Genomic DNA, 16,115 nt, shown 5'->3' on the forward strand with positions numbered 1-16,115 from the left:
CTGGTGGTGAAACCGCCGTTCAGGGCGGGTCCGGGTCGGGGGAGTTGGTAGCTCCCGGACGCCGGTCTCGGGTCACGCGCGGCAGCCGGCCGCGCTCGTAATCTCAGCTGGAACACGAGGCACCCCTCGGGCGTAGGGAAGATTCGCGCACTCCGTCGCGCGGTCTCGCCTGGGCGGGACAGCGCGGGCCAATGCGCCTCGGGCCGGGCCGACTTGGCCCGCTGCCCGGTTGGCATGGCGAGACAGTAGACGCGAACTCCGGCCGCACCAAACGAGCCCCGACCAGCCCCGACGTCCTCGTGCTGTCCGTTAGGCACGGCTGCCGATCGCGGCTACCGTCCCCTGCACCACCGCTCCCGGCGGCTGCCACGGCGCGCCGCCCGGAGCCGGTACACCCCTGCCCGAGGAAGGCCCCCGTGAACGACTTCACCCTCCACCGAGGCGACGCCCTCGCCGTACTGAAGAACCTCCCCGACGAATCCGTCAACGCGGTCATCACCGACCCGCCGTACAACAGCGGCGGCCGGACCAGCTCCGAGCGCACCAGCCGCGACGCCCGCGCCAAGTACGTCACCAGCGGCTCCGCCCACGACCTCAAGACCTTCCCCGGCGAAAACCGCGACCAGCGCTCCTATCGCGCCTGGCTCACCGAACTCCTCACCGAGGCCTACCGGGCGAGCACCGAGCACTCGGTCGCCATGGTCTTCTCCGACTGGCGGCAGGAGCCCACCACGAGCGACGCTCTACAGATGGCCGGCTGGACCTGGCAGGGCACCATCCCCTGGATCAAGCCCGCCAGCCGCCCGAGGAAGGGCGGCTTCAAACAGTCCGCGGAGTTCATCACCTGGGGCGTCAAGGGCACCCTCGACAACGGCCGCGACCTCTATCTGCCCGGCCACTTCATCGCCAGCCAGCCCCGCAAGGACCGGGTGCACATCACCCAGAAGCCGCTGGAGATCATGCAGCAGCTCGTCCGGATCTGCCCCGAGGACGGCACCGTCCTCGACCCCTTCACCGGCAGCGGCTCCACCGGCGTCGCCGCCCTGCGCGAAGGCCGGCGCTTCGTCGGAGTCGAACTCTCCCCGCACTACGCCGAGATCGCCGAACAGCGACTGCGAGCAGAGCAGACCCAGGACGACTTCACCCTCGCCGGACCGGAGGCGTGAGCATGAGAACCGCCGCCACAGCGATCGTCCGAAGACGCGAAAGGGCGGCCGGAGCACCACGCTCCAGCCGCCCTTCCAAGGCCCTCAGGACTCCTCGACCGCCCGCCGGATCAACGGCACCGCCTTCTCCACGTCCGCCGACGAGGCGATCCGCACCTCCAGGTCACCCGTCCCCAGGTGACCGATGCCGCGTACGTCGCGGGTGAAGCCCTCCTCCAGCTCCACCGAGTCCGGGTTCAGCCGCAGGTACACCAGGATCGCCCTGTGCGACACGGAGGGCCGGAAGATCACTGACGCCACGTTCAGCAGCCGCCGGTAGGCGATGTAGTGCTTGAGCAGCACCACCTCCAGCTCGCCCGCCGCGGTCAGCGCCTCGTCCAGCTCGCCGTACAGCTCCCGCAGGCACCCCGGCACCTCCACCTGCGAGGACCCCGACGGTACCGCGACAACGTCCGGCTCGTCGTCCGCAGCTTCGCCCGCACCGGACGGCATCGGCGCGAACCCTGCGGCGGAGAAGCCCGGGACGGTCTCGACGAGCTGCAGCGTCAGCAGGTCGGGACCGAAGACCCGGTAGCGCACCAGGTCCACACGGTAGTCCCGCTGGTAGAGCGAGGCGGCAGCCCGATCATGGCGGGAGAACTCGCCCGCGACACAGATCACCCGAGGCCGTCGCCAATCGACCGCCTCCGCCACATCGGCGCCCAGACGTCTACGCACCAGCGCCTCGAACTCGTGCCGGTGCGCCAGCAACCAGACCAGGTAGGACGCCGCCTGGGTAATCACCCCGGCATCCCGCCGGCGCTTGAACTCGATGATCACCGGCACGCCGTCCTCGTCCAGCCCGAGCGTGTCGATCCGCCCCTGGTGCCACGGCCCCGTCACGTACTCCGATGCCAGGAACCGCACCCCAAGCATCGGCTCCAGCGCCGCCTCGACCCGTCGCTGCAGTTCCTGCTGCTCCCGCGCCACCGTCGAACCCTGCAGCTCGACATCCCGGCCATCGGCACCCCGCCGGAACACCTTCAGATCGGCCACCCTTACCCCCTTCGCACGACCGTATGCAAAGACCAATCAGGAAGAGGAGCGGCCTATTCCTGTTCCCCTCTCTGTCAAGATGAGACCGGAAGAGGAAGGCCCGGCTGTGGTTGACGGGCCGGAGCTGCCAGGGCAGGTCACAGCCGCGCGGTGAGGCTGACCGGCAGTGCCGCGAGTCCCGCGGCCAGCCATGCGACGTAGTCCCCGAGGAGATCCCAGGCGTCCTCGTTGGCATAGGTGACCGGGGCGCACATCGGCACCCGTGCGGCGCCGGGCGCCCGGCCGGCGCACTTCGTGCGGTTAGCCAGCGGCGCGCAGCCGGGCGAGGGTGGCGTCGATATCAAGGTGGTCGGTTTCCGAACCTGCGGGCACCAGGGTGAACGAGTCCGTGAGGAAGGCTGTCACGGCGTCCTCCGGGGCGCTGAGCACCGCCTGGCCGTCGGGGCCCTGCAGGGTGATGAGGACTTCGCCGACCGGTCCGGGGCTGATCTTGACGTCCCCGGTGCCGCTGGGGACGTGGCGCCCCTCGTTCAGTAGATCCCGGCTGAAGTACCAGCACACTTCGGCGTCGGAGCCGGTGCAGCCGCACGGGGTCAGCGGGAACACCAGGCATGCCGCATACGGAAGGGCCGTGTCGAAGCGGAGCTCCACGTCGACCGGGACGTCGGGCAGCGGGCTGTCGGGGAACGTGACGGGCATCGGGCGGACAGCGGACTTCTGCATCGGATCACCCTCCTGCGACGGCTGTGTGCGTCGGCCTCCGGTGGGCCGACGCATGCCAACGCGCCTACCCCAGCGCCCACGCGCCAGTCGGCAGGCCGGATATCTGCACAACTCCCTTGCTTTCGAGGAGTGTTGCATGTCGCAGCCACATGGGTGGAGCTCGGCAGGCCGGACAGGGACGAGCGCGCCGACGCCCTCTGCAACGTGATTCTCCGTCTGCCGGGAGCGCCAGGAGCACACGGCCGGCGCGGACCACCGGCCTGTCCGGCAGGTATGCGTACCGTGCGGGGCAGGTCCTCCGGCGGGCGGCTGCTCATCACGGGCCTGTGGGAAACGACGGGCCAGAGCCGCCGTGCGGATCGTCTCCGACGATGCGTGATGGCATGCTCGGATGATCGCGTCCCGTGTACGGAGGGAGTTTGCTGATGCTTGTGCCGTCCGCGTCGGAGCGGCACCCGGGTAGGTCACGGTGAAGGGCTGGGTGACCGGGGCTGTCGGCGAACCGGGCGAGTGGAAGCGGTTGCTGGTGGTGCTCACCGACGGTCGGCGGCTGGTGACCGGGGAGATCTCCGAGCGGGAGCGGGTGGAGCTCGGGGCGTTGGTCGCCGGGCTGCTTCGGCAGCCGCATCCGGGCGCGCGGTCGGTGGTGCGCTGGTTGCATCCGGTGCTGGCCGTCGTCGTCGAACTGGAGGCCGGGCAGGTGCGCCGGGTTGCGTTGCCTGCGGAAAGCGACTGAGCGATCCGCCGGGGGCAGCTCTCGGTTGTGCTCTGGCGCCGCCGCAGCGCGAAAGCGCCGTTCAGAGTGGGGCCGCGGAGCGTTCGAGGGGGCTTGGCGCGGGACCGCCGAGGCGATGCCGCGTTCGGCTTTTGGGCCGCTGCCTGGCAGGGGGGTTCACTCGGTTGCGCCGGATCCGATGGCCCGGAACCCTGCCGGTCCACTATCCGGCTGTCGGGCCCGGCGGCGAGTGGCTGCGAGTCGTCGTAGGTTGCGGGCATGACCAGTGACGAGACGACGATCCCGGCGGTGGGGGTGCGCCCGCTGGACGAGGTGTTCGACGCGATCGAGACCGCCAATCGGCGCCCCCAGCCCTGGGGCGGGTTCGACCACGGGGTTCTGGGGGCCTACCGGTGGGCCACCGGAGCCCAGATCGCGGCACCGGTCACCGCTGTTGCCGCGCTCGGGGCCACCGGGCCGTGCCGGGCGCAGCTGCTGGCCGAATGCCAGGCCGCCGCGGTCCGCCTGCGCGATGCCCTGGAAGAACGCACGGACCCCGCGTACGCCCTGGGCACCTATCAGGCGCTGGCGTGGCTGTGCGGCCATCACGAGGACCGTCCCTGACCTGCGGCTCTCCTTGACCAGTGCCCGTCGTGGCCGCTACCCCACAGGAGCCGCCCGGTGCCCAGCCTGATCACCCGCTCCGGTGGGAAAGTCGGCACTCCCGCCCCGACGTGCCGGTGAACGTCGCGCTCGGCGACGTGGAAAGCGCCATCAGGTGCTTCTCCTCTACTGACCCTGCTCCGGGTCGCCGCCTTCACCCTGCTCCATCGCGCCCCACGGGGAGGAACTGCTGCGCGTACGGGCCCGCACCAGCCGCCACAAGGACCGCCTGTAGGCGGGGAGGATTCGTTGACGAAGAACGACGGCGCACCGGGTCGGGACGAGACGCCCCAGCAACGGGCCGACCGGCTCTGGAGCGAGATGCTCCAGGAAGTCCGCGTGTGCCAGACCGGCGCACAAATCCTGTTCGGATTCCTCATCGGCGTGGCCTTCACCCCGCGCTTCGCCGCCCTGCCCGGTTTCGACAAGAACCTCTACGTCGCCACCGTCGTCCTCGGCGCCGTCGCCACCGGAGCCCTGATCGCGCCCGTGGCCTTCCACCGCTTCCTCACCGGCCACGGCATGAAACCCGAACTGGTCCACGTCGCCAGTCGCCTCATCGCCGTCGGACTCACCACCCTGGCCCTGACCATCGCCGCCGCGCTGCTGCTCCTGCTGCGCACCGCCACCGGCAGCCCGGCTGCCGCCTGGGGCCTCAGTGCGGCCTGCCTGATCTGGTTCGCCACCAGCTGGCTCGTCCTGCCCCAGGTCGTGCTGCGTCGCACGGCCGCCGCGCGCCGGGCTGCCGTATCCGGGCTCGGTGCCCGCCGCGGCGGTGGCCGCCCCCCGCAGTGACAGCCCCTGCAGTCCCGGCCTACCCGGGCTGCGGGTCCCGCCCGCCCGACGGCGTCACGCCGTCTCGCCCCCCGCCCGGGTCGGACAGGGCAAGCTGGGCGCGGGCCAGGGCGGGTCGCAGCAGCCGGCCGGTCAGGGCTCCCTGGGCGCGGAGCGCGGCGCGGGCGGCGTTCGCGCCGCAGGCGCCGTGCACGCCACCGCCCGGGTGGGCCGAGGCGGAGGCGAGGTAGAGGCGCTGGATGGGGGTCTCGGGCCGCCCCGTGCCGGGTAGCGGGCGGAGCAGCGCCTGTTGGTGGAGGGCCGCGGTGCCGCCGTTGATCGCCCCGCCGACCAGGTTCTGGTCCAGGTGTTCCAGCACCGGCGGGGTGAGTACGCGCCGGGCCTGGATCCGGTCGGTGAAGCCGGGGGCGAAGCGTTCGACCTGTGCTTCCATGCGGCGGGCGATGGCTTCGCTTTCCCTGTCGTCCCAGGACCCGGTGATGCCGTCGGGCCCGAGGTCGTCGGCGATGTGCTGGGGGACGTGGGTGTACATCCAGGCCGATTCGGTGCCCGCGGGTGAGCGGGACGGATCGGCGGTGGTCATCTGGCCGAGCAGCCCGAAGGGGCGGGCCGGCAGACGGCCGGTGCTGACCTGGAGTGCGTAGTCGCTCAGTTCCGTCCAGTCGGTGCCGAGGTGGACGGTGCCAGCCCGGTGTGCCTGCTCGGCGGTCCAGGGGATCGGCGAGTCGAGGGCCCAGTCGACCTTGACGGTGGCGAAGTCCCACTGGAAGCGGCGTACGGCGTCGCGGAATCCGGGCGGCAGGTGTCCTTCCCGGACCAGGCGGCCGTACAGGTGCGGAGCGGGCACGTCGGCGAGCACGGCTCGGTGCGCGCGGACGTAGTCCCCCTGGGCGGTGCGGATGCCCAGCGCCCGGCCGGCGCGGACGACGACCTCGCTGACCGCGGTGCCGCAGCGGATCGTGCCTCCGCGCGATTCCAGGCGTCGCACCAGGGCGCCGCTGAGGGCGCGTGCTCCGCCGACCGGTACCGGCCAGCCGTACTGCTCGCCGAGCATGGCCATGAGCCAGCCGAAGGCGGCGCTGCCCGGCGATTCGGGCAGCAGATCGGCGTGCAGCGCGCAGCCGGCCAGCAGCAGCCCCGGGCCGTCCCGGTCGAACTCCTCCTCGGCCAGTCGCCGTACGGGCAGCGCCGCGAAGCGGGCCAGCCGCAGCAGGCCGGGCGCCCGGAGACGTGCGGCCAGCGCCAGGCCGGCGCGTACCGGTGGGAACGGCGCGAACATCGCCCCTACCAGGCACGGGTCCAGCTCCTGCCAGAGCTGTGACAGCCGTCGCCAGGCGAGCGCGTCCGGCCGGCCGAAGCTCCGCCCGATGTCGTCGATGTTCGCCTCCGGTCCGCGCCGCAGCAGTGCGCAGCGGCCGTCGGGCAGGGGATGGGCGAGCACGATCGGCGCGTGGCTCCAGGCGAGGCCGTGCTCTTCGAGGCGCAGGGCCGCGATCACCGGCGAGGCGGCGGCCAGCGGGTAGAACGAGCTGAACAGGTCGCTGACGTAGTCGGGGTGGACGCCGCGGTCGCTGCGGACAGCGCCGCCGGCCTGGTCCTGGGCCTCCAGCACCTCCACCTCCCAGCCGGCGTCGGCCAGCACGTTCGCGGCGACCAGACCGTTCGGCCCGGCCCCGATCACGACGGCGTCGGCCATGACGGACCTCCCCCAGACGCGGACGCTTCCAGGTCGGCCGCCCGGGGCGCCTGCTCGACCGTGCGGGCGAGGCAGGCGAGCAGTCGGCGGTGGCGCAGATCCAGCACCAGGTCCGCGGGCGCCGTGTGGAGGCTCCCGCCCAGGCCCCGCAGCGGGTGCTCGTCGACGATCACCAGTGTGGCGTCGCCCCACGCGATCAGCTCGATGGCGATCCGGACGGTGCCGAGCCGCCCCGCGAAGGCCTCCAGTTCCAGCCGGTGCCCACTGTCGGACACACGTACGACGGTGTGGCCTTCGAAGCGGAACGGGCCGGCGCTGACGGTGTAGCGCAGGCTCGACCCGACTGCGGGCCACCGGCCCTCACCCGGGCGGGTCCGCTCCGTGCCGGGCACCCACCGGCCGTACGCGGCCGGGTCGCCCAACACGCTCCACACCGCCTGCGGAGCCCGCTCTATCAGGACGTGTCTCACAGCCATCGGCTGTGCCTCCTCGTGTCCGCTCCCTGACGAATCACCCGTACCTCAAAAGGCGCATACCCGGTGAATTCCCCTGAACGCGACACTCGCATCGGCCCGTTCTCCGCCGTGGGGCAGGGCCACCCGTTCCACCGGAACCTCGACTGGTCGCCGCCGGGCCCCGTCCAGGGCAGCGTCTGTGCCGAGTCCGGCATGCCCGCCCACGGCCTGCGGGCCGGCAGGTGATACCGCACGGACACCGGGCGGTATCACCTTCGGCGGTTTCATCGCGGCGCGAGCGGTTAGCCGCTCTCCGGGCCTCGTTCGCCCACCAGGAGCCACGCCCGCGCTGTGGAGGAGTTCGGTGATGAAGGTTTCCGACTACGTGCTGGAGCGCCTGCGCGACTGGGAGGTGGAGTACGTCTTCGCCTATCCCGGGGACGGCATCAACGGGCTGCTCGCGGCCTGGGGCCGGGCGGAGGACCGGCCGAGGTTCATCCAGGCCAGGCACGAGGAGATGGCCGCTTTCCAGGCCGTCGGGTACGCGAAGTTCTCCGGCCGCACCGGGGTGTGCGTGGCCACCTCCGGGCCGGGCGCGATCCACCTGCTCAACGGCCTCTACGACGCCAAGCTCGACCACGTCCCGGTCGTCGCGGTCGTCGGGCAGACGGACCGCAGCGCCATGGGCGGCTCGTACCAGCAGGAGGTCGACCTGGCCAGCCTGTACAAGGACGTGGCCTCGGAGTTCTGCGAGATGGTGACCGTGCCGGCTCAGCTGCCCAACGTGCTGGACCGGGCCATGCGCATCGCGGCGACCCGCCGCACGGTCACCGCGGTGATCATCCCGGCCGATGTCCAGGAACTCGACTACGAGGCGCCGGCGCACGCGTTCAAGCAGGTTCCCTCCAGCCTCGGCGTCCCGCACTACGCCCCGGTACCGGCCGAGGCGGACCTCGCCCGGGCGGCGGAGATCCTCAACGCCGGGGAGAAGGTCGCGATGCTGATCGGGCAGGGCGCCCGCTCGGCCCGGCCCGAGGTCGAGCAGGTCGCCGACCTGCTCGACGCCGGGGTGGCGAAGGCCCTGCTCGGCAAGGACGCGCTGCCCGACACCCTGCCGTACGTCACCGGCTCGATCGGCCTGCTCGGCACCCGCCCGTCCTACGAGATGATGCGCGACTGCGACACCCTCCTCGTGGTCGGCTCCAGCTTCCCCTACACCCAGTTCCTGCCCGAGTTCGACCAGGCGCGCGCGGTGCAGATCGACCTGGACCCGTCCATGATCGGGCTGCGCTACCCGTTCGAGGTCAACCTCGTCGGCGACGCCGGCTCGACGCTGCGCCGGCTGATTCCGCTGCTGGAGCGCAAGGCGGACGGCACATGGCGCAAGACGGTGGAGGACAACGCGGCGCGCTGGTGGGAGGTCATGCAGCGCCGAGCCGACGTGTCCGCCGACCCGATCAATCCCGAGTACGTCGTCCACACCCTCGACGCGCTGCTGCCCGACAACGCGCTCCTGGCCGCGGACTCCGGGTCCGCGGCGAACTGGTACGCCCGCCACCTGCGGATGCGCGGCGGCATGCGCGGCTCGCTGTCGGGCACGCTGGCGACCATGGGGCCGGGGGTGCCCTACGTGATCGGCGCGAAGTTCGCCCACCCGGACCGGCCCGCGATCGCGATCGTCGGCGACGGCGCCATGCAGATGAACGGCCTCGCGGAGCTGATCACCGCAGCGAAGTACTACCGGGAGTGGGCCGACCCGCGCATGGTCGTCGCGGTGCTGAACAACCACGATCTGAACCAGGTCACCTGGGAGATGCGGGCGATGCAGGGCGCGCCGCAGTTCGAGCCCTCGCAGAGCCTTCCGGACGTGCGCTACGCCGACATCGCCCGGACGTTCGGTCTGGGCGGCGTACGGGTGGAGAAGCCGGAGGACGTGGAGCCGGCGTGGCGCCGGGCACTGGCCGCGGACCGGCCGTTCGTCATCGACTTCCGCACCGACCCGGCGGTGCCGCCGATCCCGCCGCACGCCACCTGGGACCAGATCAAGGCCGCCGCCCTGTCGGTGCTCAGGGGCGACAGCGACCGGGGATCGGTGGTCCAGCAGGGCGTCAAGGCGAAGGTCCAGGAGTTCCTGCCCGGCAGTGGACGGAGCTGACCGGTGTCCGGGCGCCAGGAGGTGGACCTGGCCGCACTCGAGCCGGCCCTGCGGACCGAGGTGGACGGTGAGGTCCGCTTCGACGCGGGGAGCCGCGGCGCGTACGCCACCGACGGCTCCAACTACCGTCAGGTCCCGCTCGGGGTGGTCGTGCCCCGCACGGTCGAGGCCGGCGCTGCCGCGGTGGGCGTCTGCTCCCGGTTCGCCGCCCCGGTGCTGTCCCGCGGAGGCGGTACCAGTCTCGGGGGGCAGTGCACCAACGAGGCGGTGGTCGTCGACTGGACCAAGTACTGCAACCGGCTGGTCTCGGTGGATCCCACAGCGCGGACCTGTGTGGTCGAGCCGGGCATCGTCCTGGACGAGCTCAACCGCCGACTCGCTCCGCACGGGCTCAGGTTCGGGCCGAAGCCGTCCACGCACAGCCACTGCGCGCTGGGCGGCATGATCGGCAACAACAGCTGCGGAGCGTCCGCCCAGGCCTACGGCAAGACCGCCGACAACGTCCACCGCCTGGAAGTCCTCACCTACGAGGGCACCCGGTTCTGGGCCGGTCCCACCAGCGAGGACGAGTACGCGCGGATCGCGGCCGAAGCAGGACCGCGCGCCCGGCTCTACCAGGGGTTGCGGGACATCACCGGGCGGCACCTGGCCGAGATCCGGCGTGGCTACCCGAAGATCCCGCGCCGGGTCTCCGGCTACAACATGGACGCCCTGCTGCCGGAGAACGGCTTCGACGTGGCCCGCGCCCTGGTCGGCAGCGAGGGAACCCTGGTGACGCTCCTGCACGCCGAACTGCACCTGGTCGAGGTGCCGGCGGCGGAGGCCCTGCTGGTCCTGGGCTTCGACGACATCTACCAGGCCGCCGACGCCGTCCCCGACCTGCTCGCGCACAGCCGCCCCACCCAGCTGGAGGCCATCGACGGGCGCATGGCGCAGCTGATGCGCGAGGAGCACGCCTACCTGGACTCGCTGGAGAGCCTGCCCGAGGGCGACAGCTGGCTGCTCGTCCAGTTCACCGGCGACACGAAGCAGGAGGCGGACGCGCGGGCGTTCGAGCTGCTGCGGGCGATCGGCCGCGAGGAGGACGACCCGTCGGTGGCGCTGTCCGACGATCCCCCGAGGGAGCGGGAGATGCTCAGGGCCCGCGAGGCGGGTCTGGGCGTGACCGCCCGCCCGCCGGACGGCTCCGAGACGTGGGAGGGCTGGGAGGACTCCGCGGTCGCCCCGGAGAAGCTGGGCGACTACCTGCGAGACCTGGAGCGGCTGTTCGACCGGTACGGCTACCAGCAGGCCTCCCTGTACGGGCACTTCGGGCAGGGCTGCGTCCACACCCGGATCCCGTTCGAGCTGCGCGAGGGCAAGGGCGTCGAGGCGTTCCGGGCGTTCCTGTTCGACGCGGCCGACCTGGTCGCCTCCTACGGTGGTTCCCTGTCGGGTGAGCACGGTGACGGGCAGGCCCGCGGCGAACTCCTGCCCCGCATGTTCGGCCCCGGGCTCGTGGAGGCGATGGGCGAGGTCAAGGCCCTGTTCGACCCGGGCGACCGGATGAACCCCGGCAAGGTCGTCCACCCCCACCGCGTCGACGAGAACCTGCGCCTGGGCGCCGACTGGCGGCCCCGACCGCAGCGGACGCACTTCGGGTATCCCGACGACGACCACGACTTCACCCGCGCGGTGCTGCGCTGCGTGGGCATCGGCAACTGCCGCACCCACCAGGGCGGGGTGATGTGCCCCTCCTACCGGGCGACGGGCGAGGAGGAGCACTCCACCCGCGGCCGGGCACGGCTGCTGTTCGAGATGCTCGGCGGCCACGACGACTCCCCGGTCACCGGCGCATGGCGCTCCACCGAGGTCCGCGACGCACTGGACCTGTGCCTGGCCTGCAAGGGCTGCAAGTCCGACTGCCCGGTCGGCGTCGACATGGCCACCTACAAGGCAGAGTTCCTCGCCCACCACTACCAGGGCCGTGTGCGCCCGGCCGCCCACTACGCGATGGGCTGGCTCCCGCTGTGGGCACGGCTGGCCCGCACAGCGCCGGGCCTGGCCAACGCGGCCTTGCACGCCCCCGGCCTCGCAGGGCTGGGGAAGCGGCTGGCCGGCATCGACCCGCGCCGCGCCGCACCCCTCTTCGCCGCCGAATCGTTCCAGGAAACCCGGCACCGGCAGGGCTGGGCGGGGCCCGACCCGCGCGACCCGCGCACCGTCCTGCTCTGGCCGGACACCTTCACCAACCACTTCCACCCGCACGTCGCCGACGCCGCCGTCCGCGTCCTGGAGGACGCCGGCTTCCACGTCGCCGTACCCGAGGGGCCGGTGTGCTGCGGCCTGACCTGGATCTCCACCGGGCAGCTCGCCACCGCCCGTCGCGTCCTCGAACGCACCATCCGGACCCTGCGCCCATGGCTGGAGGCCGGAACCCCGATCATCGGGCTCGAACCCTCTTGCACCGCGGTCTTCCGCGCGGACGCCCCCGACCTGCTCGACGGTGACCAGGACATCGCCCGCCTGGCCGCGCAGACGCGCACCTTCGCCGAACACCTCGTCAACCACGCCCCCCACGGCTGGCAACCGCCCCGGATCGGCCGGGCGGCGACCGTGCAGACTCACTGCCACCAGCACGCCGTCCTCGGCACCGACCCCGACCGTGAACTGATGCGCCGCGCCGGGCTGGACGCGAACGTGCTCGACGAGGGCTGCTGCGGCCTGGCCGGCAACTTCGGCTTCGAGCGGGGCCACTACGACCTGTCCCAGGCCATCGCCGAGCAAGGCGTCCTTCCGGCCGTGCGCGACACGGCCCCCGGCGCGTTCGTCCTGGCCGACGGCTTCAGCTGCCGCACCCAGATCGAACAGTCCTCGACCGGACGGCTGGCCGTGCACGTGGCCGAGGCCCTCGCCCTGGCACTGGACGGGCCGCCGCCCGCCGACCATCCGGAGAAGACGATCCCGCGCCCGCAACCCCGCAACGCGGTGGCCGGCCTGCTGACCGCAGGTGTCGCGGGCGCGATGACAGGCCTGGCGGCGGCCGGTGCTGCCGCCGCGCGGCGCCACCGCGCCAGGAGGAGGTAGACCATGCGGTCCCTGCACGAGCGGCTCCACCGCGAAGCCCGCGCCTACACCGGCGACAACGACCGCCCGCTCGCGGCCTACGCCGGCCTCATGGCCCTGTACGCCACCGCGGTACTCGGCACCGCCGCAGCCGCCCGGGCCTTTCGCCGAGAGCTGCCCCACCCGACTCCGTGGGACGTCGCCCTGAACGCGTTGGCCACCCACCAGCTCTCCCGCCTGATCGCCAAGGACCCGGTCACCAGCCCGCTGCGCGCGCCGTTCACCCGTTTCGAGGGCACATCCGGCCCGGCCGAGCTGGAGGAGGACGTGCGCGGCACCGGAGCCCGCAAGGCCGTCGGCGAGCTGGTCACCTGCCCGTTCTGCACCGGCCTGTGGGTCGCCACCGCGGGCACTGCCGGGTCCGTCTTCGCTCCGCGCGCCACCAGGCTCGTCACCGCCACCCTGGCCGCCCTGGCCGGCGCCGACTTCCTGCAGTTCGCCCGCGCCGCCGCCCAGCACGCGGCCGACGAGACGCCATGACCGTCACCGCCACCGTGGAGTCCCTGCACGTGCAGGTCCTCGACGTCCCCACCGACGCTCCGGAAGCCGACGGCACTCTCGCCTGGGACTCCACCACCATGATCCTCGTCCGTGTCCACGGCGGGGACACCACCGGCCTGGGCTGGACCTACGGCGCCCCCGCCACCGCCCAGGTGATCACCGGGCACCTTCGGGACACGGTCATCGGCCGCCCGGCGTTCGACGTCCCGGCCGCCAACGAGGCGATGAGCCGCACGGTGCGCAACATCGGCCGCCCGGGGCTGGTCGCCGGCGCGATCTCAGCCGTCGACATCGCCCTGTGGGACCTCAAGGCCCGCCTGCTCGGCCTGCCCCTGGTCGACCTGCTCGGCGCCGCCCGCCATGAGGTCCCCCTCTACGGCAGCGGCGGCTTCACCACCTACACCGACCGGCAACTCGCCGAGCAGCTCGCGGGCTGGGCCGAACAGGGCTTCCACCGATTCAAGATCAAGATCGGCGAGAGCCGCGGCAGCCGGGAACGGCGCGACCTGGAACGCACCGAGCAGGCCCGGCGGGCGGTCGGCGACGACGCCGCCCTGTACGTGGACGCGAACGGCGCCTACACCCGCAAACAGGCCGTCCGCGTCGGACAGACGCTGGCCGGCCTGGGGGTGAGCTGGTTCGAGGAGCCCGTCTCCTCGGACGACCTCACCGGCCTCGCCCACGTCCGCGACGCCGTCACCTCCGACGTCGCGGCCGGCGAGTACGGATACGACCTGCCCTACTTCGCCCGCATGGCCCCGGCCATGAACTGCCTGCAGGCGGATGCCACCCGCTGCGGAGGCATCACCGTCTGGCTGCGCGCAGCCGCCCTGGCCCAGGCCCACGGGCTCCAGCTGTCCGGACACTGCGCCCCGCACGTCCACGCACACGCCGCGGCCGCCGTGCCGAACCTGCGGCACTTGGAGTGGTTCCACGACCACGTCCGGATCGAGAACCTCCTCTTCGAGGGAACCCTCGACCCGGACGGGGGACTGGTCCGCCCGGGCCACAGCGGGGAGCCAGGCCTCGGCCTGGCCATCCGCACCGAGACGGCGGAGCGCTACCGTGTCCGCGCCTGAGGAGATCCGGCCCGCTCCCGACGACGGCCGTCGGCCTCCGCGGACCGTGCACGTTCCCGGCGCTCCGCGTCCACCCGGCCGCGGACACGCGGCCCGCACCGCCGTACCCCAGGAGACGAGAACGTGACCGCCCCCATCGCCGGCTCTCCCGCCCCTCACGCGCTGCGTGACTACGCCCTGCTCGCGGACGGCGAGCGCGGCGCCCTCGTCGGACCGCGCGGCGACATCGTGTGGATGTGCGCACCCGGCTGGGACAGCGACGCCGTCTTCGCCGCCCTCATCGGTGGCCCCGGCTGGTACACCGTCACCCCCACCGACCCGTTCGTCTGGGGCGGCTACTACGAGAGCGGCAGCCTCATCTGGCGCAGCCGCTGGATCACCACCGGCGGCGTCGTCGAATGCCGCGAAGCCCTCGCCTGCCCCGGTGACCGGCACCACGCGGTGGTGCTGCGCCGGATCCTGGCGGTCGACGGCGACGCCCGCCTCGACGTCCACCTGCACCCGGCGCCCGGATTCGGCACACACCGGCTGCGCAAGGTCCGCAGGGACGGGCAGGGGCGTTGGACGGCCCGGGCCGGAGAACTGCACCTGCGCTGGAGCGGAGCGCCCGACGCCCGGCCGAGCGATGCGGCGCTGTCCACCACGATGCGTCTGGAGACCGGTGAGCACCACGACCTCGTCCTGGAGATCTCCGATCGGCCCCTGCCCGAACCGGAGACGGCCGACGTGCTGTGGCGGTCCACCGAAGCGGCCTGGACCGCGCGCGTGCCCGCCCTCGCGAACACGCTGGGCCGACGCGACGCCCGGCACGCCTACAGCGTCCTGGCCGGCCTCACAGGCCCCGGCGGCGGCACGGTGGCAGCGGCCACCACCAGTCTGCCCGAACGCGCCGAGACGGGCCGCAACTACGACTACCGGTACGTGTGGATCCGCGACCAGGCCTACATCGGCCAGGCCGTCGCCGCCGCGGGGCCGCACCCGCTGCTGGACGACTCCGTACGGTTCGTCACCGCCCGTCTGCTCGAACACGGCCCGGCTCTCGCGCCCGCCTACACCGTGACCGGTGCGGCGGTACCCGACCAGCGCACCCTCGACCTGCCCGGCTATCCGGGTGGCTTCGACGTCGTCGGCAACCACGTCAACCGCCAGTTCCAGCTCGACGTGTACGGGGAGAGCCTGCTGCTGCTCGCCGCCGCCGCCCGCCACGACCGGCTCGACCCCGACGGCTGGCACGCCGCGCTCACCGCCGCCGACGTGATCGCCACCCGGCATCGCGAGCCGGACGCCGGGATCTGGGAGCTGCACGACGACCGGTGGGCGCACAGCCGCCTGATCTGCGCGGCCGGTCTGCGGGCGGTCGCCGCCGCAGCACCCCGGGCGAGCAGCGGGCGCGCCGCCGGCTGGGAGGCGCTGGCGGATGCGATCCTCGCGGAGACCTCCGCCGACAGCCTGCACCCCACCGGCCGGTGGCAGCGCTCCCCTGGCCGGACGGGCGTGGACGCGGCCCTGCTGCTGCCCGCGATCCGCGGCGCCCTGCCTGCCGAAGACCCGCGCACCATCGCCACCCTGCGAGCGGTGCACGCCGATCTCGCGCTGGACCACCACGTCTACCGGTTCCGCCACGACCGGAGACCCCTTCAGGACGCCGAGGGCGCCTTCCTGCTGTGCGGATTCGTCATGGCCCTGGCGGAACACCAGCAGCACAACGACGTCGAAGCCGTGCGCTGGTTCGAACGCAACCGTGCCGCCTGCGGTCCGCCCGGCCTCTATGCGGAGGAGTTCGACGTCGCCCAACGCCAGCTGCGCGGCAACCTGCCCCAAGCGTTCGTCCACGGGTTGATGCTCGAAGCCGCCGCGACGCTCGCACCCGGTCACTGAGCCCGTTGTGATCCGCCGCACCCGCGTGTCGGAGCAGCAGCGACCGCTGCGGGGTCTCGCCCGCTCGGCCCTGCCTGGCCTACTGCCCCGCGGTTGTGCGAGCGCGCATGGCGGCGGTGTTCGCTTGCGTACGGCTTCGGGCTGCAGGA

At 72.7% G+C, this 16,115-nt stretch carries 14 protein-coding genes; 9 read left to right on the plus strand and 5 right to left on the minus strand.

The annotated features are described in order from the left end of the window. Window positions 1-416 precede the first annotated feature (416 nt). A complete protein-coding gene (locus ACFRQN_RS19615) occupies window positions 417-1,166 on the plus strand; it encodes a site-specific DNA-methyltransferase (RefSeq protein WP_074003033.1) in 750 nt (249 codons plus the stop codon). Between the two features lie 84 nt (window positions 1,167-1,250). Here the strand turns inward: ACFRQN_RS19615 and ACFRQN_RS19620 are convergent, their stop codons facing one another. From ACFRQN_RS19620 to ACFRQN_RS19630, 3 genes are all read right to left on the minus strand, one after another. Further along, on the minus strand, window positions 1,251-2,201 hold the full coding sequence (locus ACFRQN_RS19620; RefSeq protein ID WP_074003032.1) for a DUF5655 domain-containing protein: 951 nt from the start codon (window positions 2,199-2,201) through the stop codon (window positions 1,251-1,253). 137 nt (window positions 2,202-2,338) lie between these two features. Further along, on the minus strand, window positions 2,339-2,461 hold the full coding sequence (locus ACFRQN_RS19625) for a hypothetical protein (RefSeq protein WP_380741357.1): 123 nt from the start codon (window positions 2,459-2,461) through the stop codon (window positions 2,339-2,341). 40 nt (window positions 2,462-2,501) lie between these two features. Next, window positions 2,502-2,924: an SsgA family sporulation/cell division regulator gene (locus ACFRQN_RS19630; RefSeq protein WP_380741359.1), complete on the minus strand. Its 423-nt coding sequence runs from the start codon at window positions 2,922-2,924 to the stop codon at window positions 2,502-2,504. A gap of 481 nt (window positions 2,925-3,405) precedes the next feature. Here ACFRQN_RS19630 and ACFRQN_RS19635 point away from each other — a divergent pair, with 481 nt between their 5' ends. The 3 genes from ACFRQN_RS19635 (at window position 3,406) to ACFRQN_RS19645 (ending at window position 5,097) form a co-directional block, all read left to right on the plus strand. Next, entirely contained in the window at window positions 3,406-3,660 is a 255-nt protein-coding gene (locus tag ACFRQN_RS19635; RefSeq protein WP_380741360.1) for a hypothetical protein, read from the plus strand. A 258-nt stretch (window positions 3,661-3,918) separates the two neighbouring features. Further along, the gene (locus ACFRQN_RS19640; protein WP_380741362.1) at window positions 3,919-4,263 is read left to right on the plus strand and encodes a hypothetical protein; all 345 of its coding nucleotides are present in this window, start codon (window positions 3,919-3,921) and stop codon (window positions 4,261-4,263) included. Window positions 4,264-4,551: 288 nt separating this feature from the next. Continuing rightward, window positions 4,552-5,097, plus strand: a complete 546-nt coding sequence (locus tag ACFRQN_RS19645) for a DUF6328 family protein (protein WP_380741363.1) — start codon at window positions 4,552-4,554, stop codon at window positions 5,095-5,097. Between the two features lie 19 nt (window positions 5,098-5,116). Here ACFRQN_RS19645 and ACFRQN_RS19650 read toward each other — a convergent pair whose 3' ends face one another. Both ACFRQN_RS19650 and ACFRQN_RS19655 read right to left on the minus strand, forming a co-directional pair. Then, window positions 5,117-6,793, minus strand: coding sequence for a phytoene desaturase family protein (locus tag ACFRQN_RS19650; protein ID WP_380741364.1), 1,677 nt, complete (start codon window positions 6,791-6,793; stop codon window positions 5,117-5,119). After that, on the minus strand, window positions 6,775-7,269 hold the full coding sequence (locus ACFRQN_RS19655) for an SRPBCC family protein (protein ID WP_074003026.1): 495 nt from the start codon (window positions 7,267-7,269) through the stop codon (window positions 6,775-6,777). The genes ACFRQN_RS19650 and ACFRQN_RS19655 overlap by 19 nt, the downstream gene beginning before the upstream one ends. Window positions 7,270-7,615: 346 nt before the next feature. Between ACFRQN_RS19655 and ACFRQN_RS19660 the strand changes: the two genes are divergently transcribed. From ACFRQN_RS19660 to ACFRQN_RS19680, 5 genes are all read left to right on the plus strand, one after another. Further along, window positions 7,616-9,403 carry a thiamine pyrophosphate-requiring protein gene (locus ACFRQN_RS19660; protein WP_380741366.1) on the plus strand — a complete coding sequence of 596 codons (1,788 nt, stop codon included), beginning with the start codon at window positions 7,616-7,618 and terminating at the stop codon, window positions 9,401-9,403. A 3-nt stretch (window positions 9,404-9,406) separates the two neighbouring features. Next, window positions 9,407-12,469, plus strand: coding sequence for an FAD-binding and (Fe-S)-binding domain-containing protein (locus tag ACFRQN_RS19665; protein ID WP_380741367.1), 3,063 nt, complete (start codon window positions 9,407-9,409; stop codon window positions 12,467-12,469). A 3-nt stretch (window positions 12,470-12,472) separates the two neighbouring features. Then, window positions 12,473-12,988 (plus strand): DUF1360 domain-containing protein, encoded by a 516-nt coding sequence (locus ACFRQN_RS19670; RefSeq protein ID WP_380741368.1) that lies wholly within the window; start codon window positions 12,473-12,475, stop codon window positions 12,986-12,988. Then, window positions 12,985-14,088 (plus strand): enolase C-terminal domain-like protein, encoded by a 1,104-nt coding sequence (locus ACFRQN_RS19675; RefSeq protein ID WP_380741369.1) that lies wholly within the window; start codon window positions 12,985-12,987, stop codon window positions 14,086-14,088. Before ACFRQN_RS19670 ends, ACFRQN_RS19675 begins: the two co-directional genes overlap by 4 nt. A 123-nt stretch (window positions 14,089-14,211) precedes the next feature. Next, window positions 14,212-15,966 carry a glycoside hydrolase family 15 protein gene (locus tag ACFRQN_RS19680; protein WP_380741370.1) on the plus strand — a complete coding sequence of 585 codons (1,755 nt, stop codon included), beginning with the start codon at window positions 14,212-14,214 and terminating at the stop codon, window positions 15,964-15,966. Window positions 15,967-16,115 lie beyond the last annotated feature (149 nt).

The sequence above is a fragment of the Kitasatospora sp. NPDC056800 genome (genome assembly GCF_042789775.1).
Classification (GTDB): domain Bacteria; phylum Actinomycetota; class Actinomycetes; order Streptomycetales; family Streptomycetaceae; genus Kitasatospora.